2 protein-coding genes are annotated in these 21,110 nt (G+C 49.8%); both read left to right on the plus strand.

Going from position 1 to position 21,110, the window contains the following annotated elements; all coding sequences use genetic code 11:
* The first annotated feature begins 1 nt into the window (after position 1).
* The gene (locus tag Xbud_RS10270; protein WP_099135983.1) at positions 2-10,000 is read left to right on the plus strand and encodes a non-ribosomal peptide synthetase; all 9,999 of its coding nucleotides are present in this window, start codon (positions 2-4) and stop codon (positions 9,998-10,000) included.
* Positions 9,997-20,835 carry a non-ribosomal peptide synthetase gene (locus Xbud_RS10275; RefSeq protein WP_099135984.1) on the plus strand — a complete coding sequence of 3,613 codons (10,839 nt, stop codon included), beginning with the start codon at positions 9,997-9,999 and terminating at the stop codon, positions 20,833-20,835. The genes Xbud_RS10270 and Xbud_RS10275 overlap by 4 nt, the downstream gene beginning before the upstream one ends.
* The last annotated feature ends 275 nt before the right edge of the window (positions 20,836-21,110 follow it).

Genomic DNA, 21,110 nt, shown 5'->3' on the forward strand with positions numbered 1-21,110 from the left:
CATGAATAATAATGAATTAACATCTTTACCATTAGCTGAACGGAAAAGACTACTTGAGTTAGCCAAAGCCGCCAAGCTATCTCGTCAACATACACAAAAAGCAGAAATTCGCCCCCAAACCCGCAACGGCGATGTGCCATTATCCTGGACACAACAACGCCTGTGGTTTCTGACCCAATTAGATCCCGCAGCCCAGACGGCGTATCACATGTCAGTAGGGCTACATCTACAAGGTCAGCTTAACCTGAATGCGCTGCAAGCGGCTTTGGATCGGATTGTTGCCCGTCATGAGAGCCTGCGGACAACTTTTGTAGCCATTGAAGGCACTGCCCGGCAAGTTATCGGAGATGCCAACAGTGGTTTTGCTTTGACGACTGAAGATATCAGCCATTTACCAGAACCAGAACAACAAACAACAGTTGAAGAGCGCGCCCACCTTGAAGCTGTCAAGCCTTTCGATTTTACCTGTGGGCCATTACTCAGAGGGCATTTGCTCCGTTTGGCAGAAGACGAACATGTTCTGCTGTTGACCCAACATCACATTATTTCAGATGGCTGGTCAGTCAAAATATTGATACGTGAACTTTCTGCTCTTTATCAAGCTTTCAGTCAGGGGCAACCCGACCCATTACCTGAATTGATGCTCCAGTATGCTGACTATGTTCTCTGGCAACAACAGTGGCTACAGGGCGATGTACTGGAAACTCAACTAAATTACTGGCGCAATCGTTTACAGGGTGCGCCTGAATTGCTCGAATTACCCACCGACAAACCTCGTCCAATACAACAGAGTTACAGAGGTAACCGCGTCGATCTGGCATTTTCACCAGAATTAAGTGCGGGATTAAAAAACCTCAGCCAACGTCATGGCACAACTTTATTTATGACGTTGATGGCAGGTTGGGCAGTGCTGCTTTCCCGCGTCAGTGGACAATCCGATCTGGTGATAGGAACGCCGATTGCCAACCGTCCACAGCATGAGTTGGAACCTTTGATCGGTTTCTTTGCCAATACACTGGCATTACGCATTCAATTAAGTGACAACCCAAATGTCAGCGCATTGCTGGCTCAGGTGAAAAACTGTGCGTTAAGCGCTTATGAGCATCAGAATTTACCATTTGAACAATTGGTCGAAGCTCTGCGACCAACCCGCAGTTTAAGCCATAGTCCTATTTTCCAGGTTATGCTGACTCTCGATAATAAATCAGAACAAAAGAATTTTGAGTTAGCAGAACTAAAACTGAGTGAACTTCCTCTGGTCAGAGAAAGCGCTTACTTTGATTTGACTCTGTCACTCAATGACACCGAAAACGGGTTAATCGGTGATTTAGAATACGCCAGTGATCTGTTTGACCATGCCACGGTTGAACGTATGGCGGGGTATCTGCAAACCCTGCTGGCTGCGATGGTGGCTGATGATAGCCAGCCGGTGGCCGATCTACCGCTCTTAACGCCGTCTGAGCGTACCCAGCTACTGACCGCATTTAATGCCCCCGCCGTCAGTTACCCGCCAGATCTGCTGCTGCAACAACTTTTCGAACAGCAAGTGGCAAACTCCCCGGCGGCGACCGCGCTGGTGTATGGTGAGCAACAACTCTCTTATGCCGAACTGAACCGGCAGGCCAACCAGCTGGCCCATGCCCTGATAGCAGCCGGCGTACGACCGGATGACCGTGTCGCCATTTGTGTCGGGCGCGGCTTTGATATGATCGTTGGCCTGTTCGGTATCCTGAAAGCCGGGGCCGGTTATGTGCCGTTAGATCCGGATTACCCGACCGAGCGGCTGAATTACATTCTGTCCGACTGTGAACCGAAACTACTCTTGACCCAGCAACAGTTACAACCCCGCCTCACCACTGAGGTGCCGGTCTGGGTCATGGATCACAGCGATTACCTGAGCACGGTGACCCAACACCCCGGTCACAACCCGTCACCCCAGCAACTGGGACTCGCCCCGCACCATCTGGCTTATATCATCTACACCTCCGGCTCTACCGGGCAGCCCAAAGGGGTGATGATTGAACACCGCAATGTGGTTAATTTTGTCCATGTCCAGCGTCAGACCAATGAACTGACCCCGGCGGACCGGGTACTGCAATTTACCTCGGTGGCCTTTGATACCACCGTCTCCGATATTTTCGCCACGCTGGCGGTCGGGGCAACGTTAGTACTGCGTCCGGCGCATCTGCGTATCCCGGATAAAGCCTTCAGCCAGTTCTTACAAGCGCAGGCGATCACCGTCTGCGATTTACCCACCGCGTTCTGGCATTTGTGGGTACAGGAGATGGCGGCCGGCCGCTGTGGTTTCAGTGCGTCTTTACGACTGGTGATTGTCGGCGGGGGAAAAGCAGAGCTGCGCCATTTCGACACCTGGCAATCGTTAGCGGAAACCCCATCCTGCCGCTGGATCAACTCCTACGGCCCGACGGAAACCACCGTGATTGCCACAGTATGGCAACCGGACACCCCGGCAACTTGCCCGGCCGGCTCAGTGCCCATCGGCTACCCCCTGACCAATTCCCGCCTTTATATTCTGGATGCACAAGGGCAACCGGTGCCTGTCGGGGTGACCGGTGAAATCCATATCGGCGGCTCAGGCGTGGCCCGCGGGTATCTGAACCGCCCTGACCTGACCGGTGAACGCTTTGTCTCCGATCCGTTCAGCGATCAGGCCGGAGCCCGGATGTATAAAACCGGCGACTTAGGCCGCTGGCGGCCGGACGGCACGATTGAATACCGGGAGCGCAATGATTTTCAGGTCAAGATCCGCGGTTTCCGTATTGAACCGGGGGAAATTGAAGCCCAACTGGCGCAGTGTGACGGCGTCAAAGATGCGGTAGTGACCGCCCATGAAGATGAAAGCGGTAATAAGCGGCTGGTCGCCTATCTGGTGCCGCAACCTGATATTACGCTGGATCTGGTGCAGCTGCGTGAGCAGCTGAGTACCCGCCTGATGGAATATATGCTGCCCGGCGCCTATGTCATCTTAGACGCCTTCCCTGTGACCCCGAATGGCAAACTGGATCGCAAAGCCCTGCCCGCCCCTGACAGTGCTGCGTTTGTGCGCCGTGAATATGCCGCACCGCAGGGTGAAATTGAACAGACACTGGCTGAAATCTGGCAGGATTTATTGGGCGTAGAACAAATCGGACGCCATGATAATTTCTTTGAACTGGGGGGACATTCGTTATTGACCGTACAGGTTGCCGCCCGTTTACGGGAGAAGCTGAATCTGGAAGTGACACTGCAAGATCTGTTCACTCACCCGGTGCTGGCCGATTTAGCCCCGTCGCTGGTAAATGCCGCCCAATCCGTCCAGCCGCTGATCTTACCCGCAGACCGCCAGCAGCCGTTACCCCTTTCCTGGGCACAGCAACGGCTATGGTTCCTGGCACAACTGGACAGCGCCGCGCAGGCCGCCTATCACATCGCCGGTGGCTTGGAACTGCACGGCGCTTTAAATCGGGCCGCCCTGCAAGCAGCGCTGGATCGCATCGTGGCCCGTCATGAAATTCTGCGTACCACGATCACCGTTACCGACGGGGAAACGCGCCAGATTATCGGTGAGGCTGACCGGGGTTTTGCCCTGATATACCAAGATCTCAGCCCGTTATCCCCGGCAGAGCAGCAAATGGCACTGGAAGCGGCAACACAGGCGGAAGCCCAGCAGGATTTTGATTTTGCGCAAGGGCCGTTAGTCCGCGCCCAATTGCTGAAACTCGCGGATCAACACCATATTCTGTTGGTGACCCAGCATCATATTATCTCTGACGGCTGGTCACTGAATATTCTGACTAAAGAACTTTCTGCCCTTTATCAGGCCTTCTGCCAACAACAGCCAGATCCGCTGCCACCGCTGCCCATCCAGTACGCTGACTACGCCCTGTGGCAGCGCCAATGGTTGCAGGGAGACAGACTGGATCAGCAGGTGAATTACTGGCGCAATACACTACAGGATGCGCCGATCTTGCTGGAACTGCCCACTGACCGCGTCCGTCCGCCGGAACAAAGCTATCGGGGAGATCTGGTACGCTTTACCCTGTCCCCTGCACTCAGCACCGGTTTACACACCCTGAGCCAGCGTCATGGTACCACCCTGTTTATGACCCTGCTGGCCGGCTGGGCGGTTTTACTGTCACGGCTCAGCGGACAACCCGAAGTAGTTATCGGCACGCCGGTTGCCAACCGCCAGTACAGTGAGTTAGAGCCGTTGATAGGTTTCTTCGCCAATACGCTGGCCTTAAGAGTCCGGCTGGAGGATAACCCTACCATCAAACAGTTATTGGCCCGTGTTAAAGCCCATGCACTGGATGCCTACGCCCATCAGGATTTGCCTTTTGAGCAGCTGGTGGAGGCATTACAACCGCCACGCAGCCTGAGTCACAGCCCGATATTTCAGGTGATGATGGATCTGGATAATACATCCAATCAACAGCGTTTTGATCTGCCGGAATTAACGCTCAGTGAACTGCCGTTAGACAGAAAAACCACCCAGTTTGATTTGTCGCTGTCACTCAATGACACCGAAAACGGGTTAATCGGTGATTTAGAATACGCCAGTGATCTGTTTGACCATGCCACGGTTGAACGTATGGCGGGGTATCTGCAAACCCTGCTGGCTGCGATGGTGGCTGATGATAGCCAGCCGGTGGCCGATCTGCCGCTCTTAACGCCGCCTGAGCGTACTCAGCTACTGACCGCATTTAATGCCCCCGCCGTCAGTTACCCGCCAGATCTGCTGCTGCAACAACTTTTCGAACAGCAAGTGGCGACCTCACCGGCGGCGACCGCACTGGTGTATGGCGAGCAGCAACTCTCTTATGCCGAACTGAACCGGCAGGCCAACCAGCTGGCCCATGCCCTGATAGCAGCCGGCGTACAGCCGGATGACCGTGTCGCCATTTGTGTCGGGCGCGGCTTTGATATGATCGTTGGCCTGTTCGGTATCCTGAAAGCCGGGGCCGGTTATGTGCCGTTAGATCCGGATTACCCGACTGAGCGGCTGAATTACATTCTGTCCGACTGTGAACCGAAACTACTCTTGACCCAGCAACAGTTCCACCCCCGCCTCACCACTGAGGTGCCGATCTGGGTCATGGATCACAGCGATTACCTGAGCACGATGACCCAACACCCCGGTCACAACCCGTCACCCCAGCAACTGGGACTCGCCCCGCACCATCTGGCTTATATCATCTACACCTCCGGCTCTACCGGGCAGCCCAAAGGGGTGATGATTGAACACCGCAATGTGGTTAATTTTGTCCATGTCCAGCGTCAGACCAATGAACTGACCCCGGCGGACCGGGTACTGCAATTTACCTCGGTGGCCTTTGATACCACCGTCTCCGATATTTTCGCCACGCTGGCGGTCGGGGCAACGTTAGTACTGCGCCCGGCGCATCTGCGTATCCCGGATAAAGCCTTCAGCCAGTTCTTACAAGCGCAGGCGATCACCGTCTGCGATTTACCCACTGCGTTCTGGCATTTGTGGGTACAGGAGATGGCGGCCGGCCGCTGTGGTTTCAGTGCGTCTTTACGGCTGGTGATTGTCGGCGGGGAAAAAGCCGAGCTGCGCCATTTCGACACCTGGCAATCGTTAGCGGAAACCCCATCCTGCCGCTGGATTAACTCCTACGGCCCGACGGAAACCACCGTGATCGCCACAGTATGGCAACCGGACACCCCGGCAACTTGCCCGGCCGGCTCAGTGCCCATTGGCTACCCCCTGACCAATTCCCGCCTTTATATTCTGGATGCACAAGGGCAACCGGTGCCTGTCGGGGTGACCGGTGAAATCCATATCGGCGGCTCAGGCGTGGCCCGCGGGTATCTGAACCGCCCTGACCTGACCGGTGAACGCTTTGTCTCCGATCCGTTCAGCGATCAGGCCGGAGCCCGGATGTATAAAACCGGCGACTTAGGCCGCTGGCTGCCGGACGGCACGATTGAATACCGGGAGCGCAATGATTTTCAGGTCAAGATCCGCGGTTTCCGTATTGAACCGGGGGAAATTGAAGCCCAACTGGCGCAGTGTGACGGCGTCAAAGATGCGGTAGTGACCGCCCATGAAGATGAAAGCGGTAATAAGCGGCTGGTCGCCTATTTGATCCCACAATCTGCAACAACACTGGATATCATTCAGTTGCGCGAACAACTGAGTACCCGCCTGATGGAGTACATGCTACCCAGTGCCTATGTCATCTTAGATGCCTTCCCTGTGACCCCGAATGGCAAACTGGATCGCAAAGCGCTACCCGCTCCTGACCGCTCCGCTATTATCAGTCGGGAATATCAGGCTCCTCAGGGGGAAACTGAACAGCAATTAGCGTCTGTTTGGCAAGCCTTGCTGGGATTGGAGCAAGTTGGACGCCACGACAATTTCTTTGAATTAGGCGGGCATTCGTTGCTGGTTGTCAATTTAATCGAAGAACTTCGCCAACGAGGTTTCACTCTGGAAGTCAGTACCGTCTTCTCCTCTCCAACATTGATGGCAATGGCAGCACGCCTGATGGATACTGCATTGGATGATACTGTTACATATGATGTACCACCTAACCTCATTACTGACGATTGCCAATCCATCACACCGCAAATGTTACCGTTAATTACTCTGACCCAGGATCACATTGACCAGATTGTGACTCATGTTTCTGGTGGTGTTACCAATGTTCAGGATATCTACCCGGTAGGGCCGTTACAGGAAGGAATTTTGTTCCATCACTTGCTGGAAACAAAAGGCGATATTTATCTGGACAATCTGCTGATGAGTTTTGACAGCCGGACACGTCTGGATACTTTCCTGCTGACATTGCAACAAGTCATTGACCGTCACGATATTCTACGCAGTGCATTTCATTGGGATAACCTGCCGGAGCCTGTGCAGGTGGTTTATCGCCATGCACCTCTGCCAGTCATCGAATCAGAGCTATCATCTAATATCGACGCCGTACAGCAACTGCGTGATGCGACAGATCCCCGCTCAATACGGATGGATATCACCAGAGCACCATTATTATCCGCCAATATTGTCAAAGATCCGCAAACTGACTGTTGGCATTTGGCATTGCTCTACCATCATCTGGTTTGTGATCATTTGTCGCTAGAAATGATCTTCAATGAAGTTGAAATGTTACTACTTGGGCAAAAAGACCATTTACCGCCTTCACTGCCTTACCGTAACTTTATCGCCCAGATCCGTTCGGTGCCGATTGAAAAACATCAAACCTATTTCCACCAGCTTTTGGGTGATGTGGATGAACCCACTCTGCCTTTTGACTTACTTGATGTACAAGGTAATCACGATGAACACGACGACTCAAATGAAAACAGCAAGATAGAAGAAGCTGAATTTGCTTTGGATGATGAGTTAGCTCATCAGATACGTGACTGTGCCCGTCAGCAGGGGGTCAGTGCCGCTGTTCTGTTCCATGTGGCATGGGCACAGGTTCTCGCACAATGCAGCGGACGGGAAGATGTTGTTTTCGGCACCGTCTTATTGGGTCGTTCTCAACGAGGAACGGATACCACTCAAGTGCTCGGTATGTTCATCAATACTCTGCCTGTACGTATTATGTTACAGGAACGTACTGTGCAACAGGTGGTCCAGGAAACTTACCAGCAACTCAGTGCATTACTGGAACATGAACAAACTCCGTTAGCCATCGCCCAACGTTGCAGTGGTATTCAGGCACCTCAGCCACTCTTTAGTAGTCTGCTCAATTTCCGTCATAGCCAACGACACGATCAACAGGCCAGTTCACCAGTTTGGGAAGGCATTCAGGCGTTCAGCAGTGAAGAACGCAGTAATTACCCCTTGTCATTGGATGTGGATGATTTTGAAAATGGCTTTGCGTTAACTGCTCAATGCAACCGTCAGGTTAACCCAACCCGCATTAACGCTTATATGGATACGGCGTTGAGAGCGCTGGTGACGGCATTACAAAATATGCCAAAGCAGCCTATTCAATCCATCACCATCCTGCCACCAGCAGAACGTACACAGCTACTGGCAGACTTTAACAAGGCCAAAGTTGACTGTCCTCAGGATATGTTGCTCCAGCAACTATTTGAACAGCAGGTTGCGCTCACACCTGATGCCATCGCGCTGATTCACGGCACACAAATTAGCACAGAGCAAATTAGTAAAGAACAGCAACTCACTTACGAAGAGCTGAACCAGAGAACCAACCAACTGGCTCACGCACTGATTGCAACAGGGATACAACCTGACGATCGTGTGGCGATTTGTGTCGAGCGTGGTTTGGATATGGTGGTTGGCTTGTTCGGGATCTTAAAAGCCGGTGCAGGTTATGTGCCACTGGATACAGACTACCCGACTGAACGCCTGAATTACATTCTGTCAGATTGTGCACCTAAGTTATTACTGACTCAGCAACACTTACAGACTCGCTTATCAACCGATGTACCTGTCTGGAGCCTGGATAATCATCATCATACAGAGCTGATGGCACAGCAGCCCACTCACAACCCAGAACCGCAACAGTTAGGGCTGGAACCCCATCATCTGGCCTATATCATCTATACTTCCGGCTCTACCGGACAACCGAAAGGGGTGATGATTGAACACCGCAATGTGGTCAATTTTGTTCATGTCCAACGTCAGACCAATGAACTGACCCCGGCGGACCGGGTACTGCAATTTACTTCCGTTGCGTTCGACACCACTGTATCGGATATCTTTGCGACACTCGCTGCTGGTGCAACTTTAGTATTACGTCCATCCGAACTGCGTGTACCGGATAGCGCATTTGCCCGATTCTTACAGCAACAGAAAATCACGGTGACTGATTTACCTACCGCGTTCTGGCATCTGTGGGTACAGGAGATGGCCGCAGGACGTTGTGGTTTCAGCCCTTCTCTACGGCTGGTGATTGTCGGCGGGGAAAAAGCGGAACTGCGTCATTTTATGACCTGGCAATCGCTGCCGGAAACCCGTTCATGCCGTTGGATTAACTCTTATGGCCCAACTGAAACTACCGTTATTGCTACGGTGCTGAAACTGGATAGCTCTGCTGCCTATACCGCAGAGACGTTACCGATTGGCTACCCTCTCGCCAACACTCGCATCTATATCCTTGATACACGGGGAGAGCCTGTCCCGATGGGCGTTTCCGGCGAAATCTATATTGCAGGTGCCGGTGTGGCCCGCGGTTATCTGAATCAACCAGAACTCACAGCTGACCGTTTTGTGCCCGATCCATTTGCTGAGTCACCAGCTGAACAGACAAATGCCCGCATGTATAAAACCGGTGACTTAGGCCTCTGGCTGCCGGACGGTACGATTGAATACCTCGGACGCAACGATTTTCAGATCAAACTCCGCGGATTCCGCATTGAGCTGGGTGAAATCGAAACTCAGTTAGCGGCTTGTGAGGGAGTTAAAGATGCTATCGCCATGGTTCGTGAGGATGAAACGGGTGATAAACGTCTGGTGGCTTATCTGGTGCCACAACCTAATGCCACTCTGGAAATCGCCAGCTTACGCGAACAACTGAGCAATCACCTGCTGGATTACATGATCCCCAGTGCCTTTATTGTACTGGATGCTTTCCCGCTGAACCCGAACGGTAAACTGGATCGTAAATCTCTGCCTGCCCCTGACCGTTCTGCTACTGCAACGCGGGAGTATGAAGCACCACAAGGAGAAGCAGAACAACAACTGGCCGCTATCTGGCAAACCCTGCTGGGACTGGAGTTGGTTGGTCGTCATGATGACTTCTTTGAACTTGGAGGAAATTCTTTATCAATCATGCAATTATCAACGCGACTGCATGAAGAATTCCATCTGGAAATTTCAATTGCAGATATTTTCCGTCATTCAATCCTATCCAAACTTGCTGAACTTATTCTGTCAAAACAAGTAGAAACCTTTTTTGACCAGGATCTTGACGATATTCAAAAAGAGCTGGAAAACCTATCCGAGGAAGAGTTGCTTGCCATGCTAAATGGAGATCAACCAAATGGAGGTCAACAATGAATAAAAATGAACAAACACTGAATCAATTAAGGCAAGCAGTACTCCAGAAGAAACTGAAAGAACGCATTCAAAGTAGTCTGACAGCAGGGAAAGATCAGATCCCTGCCAGAAATCCGCAGCAGGAAATACCACTATCCTGGGCGCAACAGCGCCTATGGTTCCTTGCACAGTTAGATCCGGCGGCGCTGACAGCGTACCACATTCCGACCGCTCTTCATCTGCAAGGTGATCTGAACAAGCCGGCCTTACAGGCCGCGCTGGATCGGATTGTCGCCCGTCATGAGATCCTGCGTACTACGATAACATCGGCTGCGCATACGTTGACGACATTGACGGAAGATAAAGTTAAGGTTGAAGGAAAAACCGGGGCGGAGGGAACCGCCCTGCAAGTCGTTCATAATGCAGATTATGGTTTTTCTTTAATGACTGAAGATCTCAGCCAGTTAACCAAAGGGGAACAGCAGGCGACAATTCAGCACGCCATGCAGTTTGAAGCAACCCAGCCTTTCGATTTTGAAAACGGCCCCTTAATACGGGGGCAATTATTTAAGCTTGCAGAAGATGAACATACCCTGTTATTAACTCAGCATCACATTATTTCAGATGGTTGGTCAGTCAACCTGTTAATGCAGGAATTTTCCACCATTTATCAAAGTTTCTGCCACGGGATGCCTGACCCATTACCGCCACTGAAAATCCAATATGCTGATTATACTCTCTGGCAACGGCAGAAATTACAGGGTAAAGAGCTGGAGAAACAACTGGATTATTGGCGTAACGCTCTACAAGATGCCCCGACGCTTTTGACACTTCCGACTGACAGGGCTCGTCCTTCACGGCAAACCTATGCCGGAGGAGAGGCTGTCGTTACGTTGTCACCTGATTTGACCGGAAAATTAAAGGCTTTCGCCCAACGTCATGGCGCTACTTTATTTATGACCCTTCTGGCAGGATGGTCAATATTACTTTCCCGCCTCAGTGGACAAGATGATGTGGTGATAGGCACTCCCGTGGCTAATCGCAAACATCGCGATCTGGAGCCTCTAATCGGCTTTTTTGTCAATACCTTAGCGTTACGGGTTCAATTACAGAATAATCCCACTGTCAGCGAACTACTGGCACATGTGAAAGCACATACTTTGCAGGCTTTTGAACATCAGGATTTTCCATTTGAACAATTAGTTGAAGCATTAAAACCACCCCGCAGCCTGAGTTATAGTCCTATCTTTCAGGTTATGCTGTCACTGGATAATACTCCCGGACAACAGCAGTTTGAGCTGCCAGAATTAACTATCAGTGAACTGGATCTATCCGAAGACAGTTCACACTTCGATCTTTCATTATCACTGCATGACACCGAAAATGGGTTAATCGGTGAACTGGAATATGCCAGCGATCTGTTTGACCAGGCCACCATGGAACGTATGGCGGGCTATCTGCAAACTCTTCTGGGCGCTATGGTTAGCGATGATTCACAACGCGTGGCAGATCTTCCACTGCTGATGCCACATGAACGTACCCAATTACTGGCAGATTTCAATGCCAGAAAGGCCAGCTATCCACAAGATATGTTGCTCCAACAGTTCTTTGAGCAACAGGCCGGGCATTCACCTGATGCTATTGCGTTAATTAGCGGTAAAAAGCAACTCAGCTACGCCGAACTGAACCAGCAGGCTAACCAACTGGCTCATGCCCTGATTACCGCTGGTGTGCAGCCGGACGACCGCGTGGCGATTTGTGTCGGACGTGGGCCGGATATGATCATTGGCCTGTTCGGCATCCTGAAAGCCGGGGCCGGTTATGTACCATTAGATCCTGAATACCCCACTGAACGTCTGGCTTATATTCTGTCAGATTGTGAACCTAATTTATTGCTGACCCAACATCATTTACAGAGCCGCTTAACTACCGAAGTGCCTGTCTGGGTCATGGATGATGATGACTATCTGGATTATGTGGCACAACAGCCCGACCACAATCCCGAACCACAACAACTGGGATTAGAGCCGCACCATCTGGCCTATATTATCTATACTTCCGGTTCCACCGGGCAGCCTAAAGGTGTGATGATTGAACACCGCAATGTAGTCAATTTTGTTCATGTCCAGTGTCAAATCAATGAGCTGACACCGGCTGACCGGGTACTACAATTTACCTCTGTCGCCTTTGATACCACTGTCTCCGATATTTTTGCCACTCTGGCCGTCGGAGCAACATTAGTGCTGAGAGATGCCCATCTGCGCATCCCTGATAAAAACTTCAGCCAATTCTTACAGGAACAAGCAATCACCGTTTCCGATTTACCCACCGCTTTCTGGCATCTGTGGGTGCAGGAAATGGCGGCAGGGCGTTGTGGTTTCAGCTCCTCTTTACGTCTGGTGATTGTCGGCGGGGAAAAAGCAGAACTCCGTCACTTCAACACCTGGCAATCGTTAGCGGAAACCCAATCCTGCCGCTGGATAAACTCTTACGGCCCAACGGAAACTACTGTGATTGCCACAGTATGGAAACCGGGCAGTCACTCCCCTTGTCTGACGGGCACCGTCCCCATTGGATACCCGCTCACCAATACCCGCATTTATATCCTCAATACTCAGAGGCAACCTGTTCCCATCGGAGTGGCGGGTGAAATCTATATCGGTGGTGTAGGCGTCGCGCGCGGGTATCTAAACCGCCCTGACCTCACCGCTGAGCGGTTCGTGACTGATCCATTCAGTGAACAACCTGATGCCCGGATGTATAAAACCGGGGATTTAGGCCGCTGGCTGCCGGACGGCACGATTGAATATCTGGAGCGTAATGATTTCCAGGTCAAGATCCGCGGCTTCCGTATTGAACTGGGAGAAATTGAAACACAACTGGCTAAATGTGATGGTGTCAAGGATGTCGTCGTTACCGCGCATGAAGATGAAAACGGCAATAAACGTCTGGTGGCGTATCTGGTGCCACATTCTGCAACAACACATTCTGCAATAACACAATCGGCAATAACACTGGATATCATTCAATTGCGTGAACAATTAAGCACCCAATTGATGGAATATATGCTGCCGAGTGCATATGTCATTCTTGATGCCTTCCCGTTAACGCCTAACGGAAAAATCGATCGCAAAGCACTGCCAGCCCCCGATCGTACTGCTATCATCAGCCGGGAATATCAGGCTCCAGCAGGAGAAGCGGAACAACAACTGGCAACAGTCTGGCAAGAATTGCTCGGAGTGGAACAAGTTGGGCGTCATGACAATTTCTTTGAGCTAGGAGGCCATTCATTATTAGTCGTCAGCCTGATCGAACAGCTACGTCAGCGCAATTGTGCTCTTGATGTCAGTGCTGTTTTTTCCGCTCCAACATTGGCTGCGATGGCAACCCATTTAACGATGCACGCCGGTTCAGAGGCAAACAGTCCGGTTATTCCACCAAACCTGATCCCAGATAACTGTCAGGCAATTACACCGGACATGCTGCCATTAGTCACGCTGTCACAAGGTAATATTGATCAGATAGTTGCCCAGGTAACAGGTGGCGTCAGTAATATTCAGGATATCTACCCACTCGGCCCATTACAGCAAGGAATTCTGTTCCAGCATTTACTGGAAACCGAAGGCGATATTTATCTCGATAGCGTCATCATGACTTTTGACAGCCGCCAACGTCTGGATACTTTCCTGCTGGCTATGCAGAAAGTTATCGATCGTCATGATATCCTGCGAAGTGCCGTCCAATGGCATAACTTGCCAGAGCCAGTACAGGTGGTTTACCGTCATGCACCACTTCCTGTTCAAGAGTTAACACTGTCAGGGGAAGACAGCGCGGAACAACAACTGCGCCACCATACCGACTCTCATTCGACACGTATGGATATTACAAGAGCGCCATTACTGTCCGCCAGCATTGCACAAGACCATTCTTCACAAGACCATACTGCACAAAAACCGCGTTGGTTACTGGCGTTACAGCACCATCATCTGGTTTGCGATCATTTGTCACTGGAAGTGATATTCGACGAAGTTGAAACCTTATTACTGGGACAGAGTGAAGATTTGCCTGCGCCCCTGCCTTATCGTAATTTTATCGCTCAGACCAAAAACGTTCCGTTGGAAAATCATCAGGCTTATTTCCAACAGCTATTGGGAGATGTAGAAGAGCCGACTCTGCCCTTTGGCCTGCTCGATATACAGGGCAACCGCCACCAGATTGCAGAGTCTGTTTTCACACTGGACAGTAACTTGGCGAAAACGATACGGGATTGTGCCCGCCAGCAAGGTGTCAGTGCTGCGGTTCTGTTCCATGTTGCCTGGGCACAGGTATTGGCGAAATGCAGCGGCCGGGATGATGTGATCTTCGGTACTGTTTTATTGGGACGGTTACAAGGCGGAGAAGACACTGCAAGAATATTGGGAATGTTCATCAACACATTACCTGTCCGCATTGCCCTACAGGGTCGTTCAGTTCAACAAATGGTACAGGAAACGTACCAGCAACTCAGCAAGTTGCTGGCACATGAACAAGCGCCTTTGGCTGTTGTCCAGCGTTGCAGCAGTATTCCGGCTTCTTTGCCACTGTTTAACAGCCTGCTTAATTTCCGTCACAATCCGAGTGACAACGAACAAGACATATCACCTGCCTGGGAAGGGATACAGACTCTCGACACCGGAGAACTCAGCAATTATCCCCTGTCACTGGATGTGGATGATTTTGATGATGGCTTCTCATTGACCGCTCAGTGTAGCCAGCAAATCGATCCTGCTCGCATTAACGCCTATATGAACGTTGCATTAAGAGGGCTGGTGAACGCATTGCAAAATGCGCCTGAGCAAAATATTCAGTCTATCCCTGTTCTGCCACCCGCCGAACGTCGTCAGTTACTGGTAGATTTCAATGGTGCCAGTGTCGCCTCTCCACAAGATATACTGCTGTTACAACAACTATTTGAACAACAGGCATCTCTCTCACCTGATGCCATTGCGCTGGTTAGCGGTGAAGAGCATCTCAGTTATACAGAACTGAACCAACGTGCCAACCAACTGGCGCACGCACTGATTTCAGCGGGTGTACAGCCTGATGACCGCGTGGCTTTCTGTGTCGAACGCAGTCTGGATATGGTGATTGCCATGTTGGCAATATTAAAATCCGGTGCGGGCTATGTACCACTGGATTGCGAATATCCGGTGGTGCGATTGGCTTATATTCTGTCAGACAGCCAGCCTAAGCTGTTACTGACCCAGCAGCATTTACAAACGCGTTTATCAACCGATATACCAACCTGGATACTGGACAGTGACAACCATCTGGATGCGATGGCACAACAGCCGGCATACAACCCTGATCCACATCAGTTAGGGCTGGAACCCCGTCATCTGGCCTATATCATCTATACCTCCGGCTCTACCGGACAACCGAAAGGCGTGATGATTGAACATCACAATGTAGTCAATTTTGTTCACGTTCAATGCCAGACTAACGAACTGACATCATCTGACCGTGTACTGCAATTTACTTCTGTTGCCTTTGACACTACCGTCTCCGATATTTTTGCCACGCTGGCGGTTGGTGCAACATTAGTTCTGCGCTCTGCGGATCTGCGCATTCCAGATATCACCTTTACCGAATTCCTGCGGGAACAACAAATCACCGTTTCCGATCTCCCGACTGCCTTCTGGCACTTATGGGTACAGGAGATGGCAGCAGGCCGCTGTGGTTCCAGCCCATACCTGCGTCTGGTGATCGTTGGCGGTGAAAAAGCCGAACTCCGCCATTTCATGACTTGGCAATCCATGCCGGAAACTCATTCATGCCAATGGATTAACTCTTACGGCCCGACGGAAACTACGGTTATTGCTACCATCCTGAAGCTGGATAGTCATTCACCTTACATGGCAGAAACCCTGCCGATTGGTTACCCGCTCACCAATAGCCGGATCTATATTCTGGATAAAGACGGACAACCTGTTCCTCTTGGTGTTGCCGGTGAAATTCACATCGGTGGAGCCGGTGTGGCCCGTGGTTATCTGAATCGCCCCGATCTTACCGCCGAACGTTTTGTACCGGATACCTTCAGTGAACAACCGAATGCCCGCATGTACAAAACCGGTGACTTAGGCCGCTGGCTACCGGACGGAACAATTGAATATCTGGAACGTAATGATTTTCAGGTCAAGATCCGCGGATACCGTATTGAGCTGGGAGAAATTGAAGCTCAACTGGCGGCCTGTGATGGAATCAAAGATGCCATCGTTATTGCGCGTGAAGATGAAAACGGTGATAAACGTTTGGTCGCATATCTGATACCACAACCGGAAATGACATTAGATATTGTTCAACTACGTGAACAGCTTGGCACTCGCCTGATGGAATACATGCTGCCCAGCGCCTTTGTGGTTCTGGACACCTTCCCGCTGACTCCGAACGGTAAACTGGATCGTCAGGCTCTGCCGGCACCGGATCGCTCTGCAATTGTCAGCCGTGAATATCAGGCTCCTCAGGGGGAAACTGAGCAACTCTTAGCAGCTATCTGGCAAACTTTGTTGAGGTTAGAGCAAGTCGGACGGTATGACAATTTCTTTGAATTGGGTGGTCATTCGCTGTTGGTGGTTAGTCTGATTGAACAGTTGCGTCAGCGCGGTTTTACTCTGGCAATCAGTGCTGTCTTCTCTTCTCCTTCATTGATGGCAATGGCGGAACGTTTGACCGCAACAGCAGCAGGAGACTGCATTACCTATGATGTCCCCCCCAATCTTATCTTTGACGACTGTCAGGCTATCACACCGGATATGTTGCCATTGGTCACGCTGACGCAAGACAACATTGACCAGATTGTGGATCAGGTTTCTGGTGGTGTCGCCAATATTCAGGATATCTATCCATTGGGGCCATTACAGGAAGGTATTCTGTTCCACCATTTGCTGGAAACAACCGGTGATACTTATCTGGACAATCTGTTGATGACTTTCGACAACCGCGCACGTCTGGATGAGTTTTTGCAGACGGTGCAACAGGTCATTGCCCGCCATGATATTCTGCGCAGTGCCGTGTATTGGGAAAATCTGCCGGAGCCGGTACAAGTGGTTCATCGCCATGCACCAATGCCTGTCACAGAGCTGGGATTGTCATCTGAAACTGATGCTGAACAACAACTGCGTGATTATACCGATCCTGACGTGGTACGTATGGATGTCACCAAAGCACCGTTATTGTCCGCCAGCATCGCCAAAGATCCGCATAGTGACAATTGGCTGTTATCCTTACTGCATCACCATTTAGTCTGCGACCATTTATCGCTGAAATTGGTATTTAATGAAGTCAATGCTTTGTTACAGGGAAAAAGTGAGCAATTGCCAACACCTTTACCCTATCGCAATTTTATTGCCCAGACTAAAAACGTTCCCCTTGAACAACATCAGAGCTATTTCCAGCAACTGCTAGGTGATGTAGAAGAACCTACCCTGCCATTTGATTTACTCGATATTCAGAATAATAACGATGAAATTGTGGAAGATGTTCTGACGTTGGATGATGACCTGGTTCAAATGGTCCAGCAATGTGCCCGCCAGCAAGGTGTCAGCACTGCGGTCTTGTTCCATGTCGCCTGGGCTCAGGTACTGGCACAATGCAGTGGTCGTGATGATGTCGTCTTCGGAACAGTTTTACTAGGAAGATTACAGAGTGGAGAAGAGACAGAGCGAATATTGGGAATGTTTATCAACACGTTGCCTGTCCGGGTTATTCTGCGGGAACGCAACGTTCAACAAACAGTACAAGATACTTACAAACAACTCAGTTCATTACTGATACATGAACAAGCACCTTTGGCGATTGCTCAGCGTTGCAGTGGTATTCCCGCTTCTCTGCCGTTATTTAACAGCTTGCTTAATTTCCGTCATAGCTCGGATGAATCTGACGAAGATGAACAGGATCTCTCATCAATCTGGGAAGGTATTGAAACACTCAACACGAAAGAGTCACGCAGCAATTATCCTTTATCACTGGATGTTGATGCTTATGATGATGGATTTGAACTGACCGCTCAGTGTAACCAGCAAATCGACCCTGCTCGCATCAATGCCTATGTGGTGACTGCACTAAGAGGATTGGTGACTGCACTGCAAAGCACACCGGAACAGAATATTCAGACAATAACTATCTTGCCACCAGAAGAACACGTTCAGTTAATGGTAGATTTCAACAGTGCTGAGATTGTTTATCCGCAAGATATCCTGCTCCACCAGTTATTCGAACAACAAGCCGTTGTTTCACCTGATGCCATTGCCCTGATAAGTGGTGAGAAACAACTCAGTTACACTGAATTGAACCAACGTGCCAACCAATTAGCCCATGCCCTGATTGCTGCGGGTGTACAACCGAATGATCGGGTAGCGATTTGTGTTGAACGCAGTCTGGAGATGATCATCGGCCTGTTCGGGATACTGAAAGCGGGTGCTGGTTATGTACCACTGGACACAGATTATCCGACCGAAAGGTTGAGCTATATTCTGACAGACTGCAAACCGAAATTATTACTGACTCAGCAGCATCTACAGCATCGTCTGACAACTAACGTACCGGTTTGGTTAATGGATGGGGAAGATTATTTAACTTCCGTAGCACAATATTCTCCCCGTAACCCTGAACCGCATTTTTTGGAGCTGGCTCCGCACCATCTGGCCTATATCATCTATACCTCCGGCTCGACCGGCCAGCCGAAAGGTGTGATGATTGAACATCGCAATGTAGTCAATTTTGTTCATGTCCAACGCCAGACCAACGAACTGACACCTGCTGATCGCGTGCTGCAATTTACCTCTGTTGCTTTTGACACCACTGTATCCGATATTTTTGCCACATTGGCGACGGGTGCGACTTTAATCCTGCGACCGACTGATCTTCGTGTACCGGATGGCAACTTTGCCCGCTTCTTACGGGAACAACAAATTACCGTTACTGACCTCCCCACCGCCTTCTGGCATCAGTGGGTACAAGAATTAGCCGCAGGAAGGTGCGGTTTCAGCCCTTCTTTGCGTCTGGTTATTGTTGGGGGAGAAAAAGCGGAGCTTCACCATCTCAAGCTCTGGAAATCACTGCCTGAAACTCAATCCTGCCGCTGGATCAACTCCTATGGGCCAACGGAAACGACTGTCATCGCCACGGTATTAAAAGTAGATGGTCATGCTGCTTATACTGCGGCAACCCTGCCTATTGGTTATCCATTAACCAATACCCGCATTTATATTTTGGATATACAGGGGCGACCTGTTCCTCTTGGTGTTGCCGGTGAAATCCATATTGGCGGCGCAGGCGTTGCCCGCGGTTATCTCAATCATCCTGAACTCACAGGGAAACGCTTTATTCCTGATCCATTCAGCCAGCAAGACGATGCAAAAATGTATAAAACAGGTGATTTAGGATGTTGGTTGCCGGACGGTACGATTGAGTATCTCGGACGCAACGATTTTCAGGTTAAGATCCGCGGATTCCGTATCGAACTGGGGGAAATTGAAGCCAGATTATTCGCCTATCCTGGTATCAAAGACGCAATTGTTATAGTACGGGAAGATATTCCCAATGATAAACGTTTGGTGGCCTATGTAGTACCACAACCAGAAACAACGGTAGATCTGGAAAATCTGCGCAAAGCCTTACACACTAATTTAGCCAGTTATATGGTTCCCAGTGCTTTTGTGATCCTGGAGACATTCCCGTTGACACCAAACGGCAAATTAGATCGTCGGGCATTACCGATACCGGATAAATCCGCTGTTATCAGCCGTGATTATGAAGCTCCTGTCGGTAAAACGGAGGAGATCATTGCTGAAATATGGCAGGACGTACTCAGGCTGGAACATGTAGGACGACATGATCACTTCCTGGAGCTTGGGGGTCATTCCCTGTTAACTTTGCAAGTTGCTGTTCGTCTGCAACAAGTATTAGGCAAAGATATCGGGATACGTGATTTGCTTGTCCATCCGACTATCAGTGAACTGGCTGCTTTTATGCAGTCAGACGCTGCGCTTTCTCAACAAGAAAATCTGGTGACCATCCGTAAAGGCAATGGTGACATCGCACTGTTTCTTGTCCATGCGGTAGATGGGGATATTCACTATGCTTACGATCTTGCCCCTTATATTGAAGATAGTGAACTATCAATTTATGGACTCGCGACCAGTGACTCCTACGCAGAAGAAGATGCACAACTCACCGTTAACAAAATGGCTCAAACATATATTGAATGTATCCGTCAGGTACAGGCTCATGGTCCTTATTATCTGGCAGGATGGTCATCAGGCGGAACTATTGCTTATGAAATAGCGTGCCAACTGGTCACCGATGGTGAGACAGTCAACTTTGTCGGATTACTGGATTCCGCCTCCAACTATCTGGAATTCTTCACTCCAGAAGAACAGCAAGCCGGAATACCATTTGAGAAAAGCACCACATTGCTTGAGTTACTGCCAGAAGGCATTCCGGAGCATTTCAGTGATGAACTGTATAGATTGGCTAAAAATCGTGATTACCAGGCAATGCTGACCTTTGCAGAACAGAACAATTTGCTACCACCACAAATCACGCTTGAGAATATCAACGATCTGCTGCAATTACGCCATAATATCGCTGTTGCAGCCTACAGCTATACACCATCTCCGGCAGCCATAGACGTTACTCTATTCAGAGCAACCGAAGAAGCGGCTCAGGGAAATACAACTCTTGGATGGGATAAAATTGTACCCAATGAACGACTGACTATTATCCCGATTAAAGGAGACCACGGTTCTATTGTGACGCAACCAAATATTCAGGATGTGGGTAAGGTATTACTTAAAGCGATTACAGAGAGGAAATAAAAACATGGATAACGCCCGTTTTTGCGGGCGTTATTTTTTAGATGCTAATTATAACTATTTATGCTACTTCCTCAGTATAAATAATACGTTAAAAATCCACTAATAGATAAAATAATAAACTTAAACAATTATAGTCAACAGTAAATTATTTTTATATTAGTTCCCTGGTGTATTAAAAAACAGATAATTTAGTTTTTTATTAATAATAATGAAACTTATATAGTTCACATACTAGAAAATATACTACCTTTAATATTACCTTCTTAATATGTTAC

It is taken from the genome of Xenorhabdus budapestensis, from assembly GCF_002632465.1.
Lineage (GTDB): Bacteria > Pseudomonadota > Gammaproteobacteria > Enterobacterales > Enterobacteriaceae > Xenorhabdus > Xenorhabdus budapestensis.

Excerpts from the sequence above, each read along its gene's own strand:
- Xbud_RS10270 (WP_099135983.1), top strand. The coding sequence starts at position 2 with ATGAATAATAATGAATTAACATCTTTACCATTAGCTGAACGGAAAAGA.
- Xbud_RS10275 (WP_099135984.1), top strand. The coding sequence starts at position 9,997 with ATGAATAAAAATGAACAAACACTGAATCAATTAAGGCAAGCAGTACTC.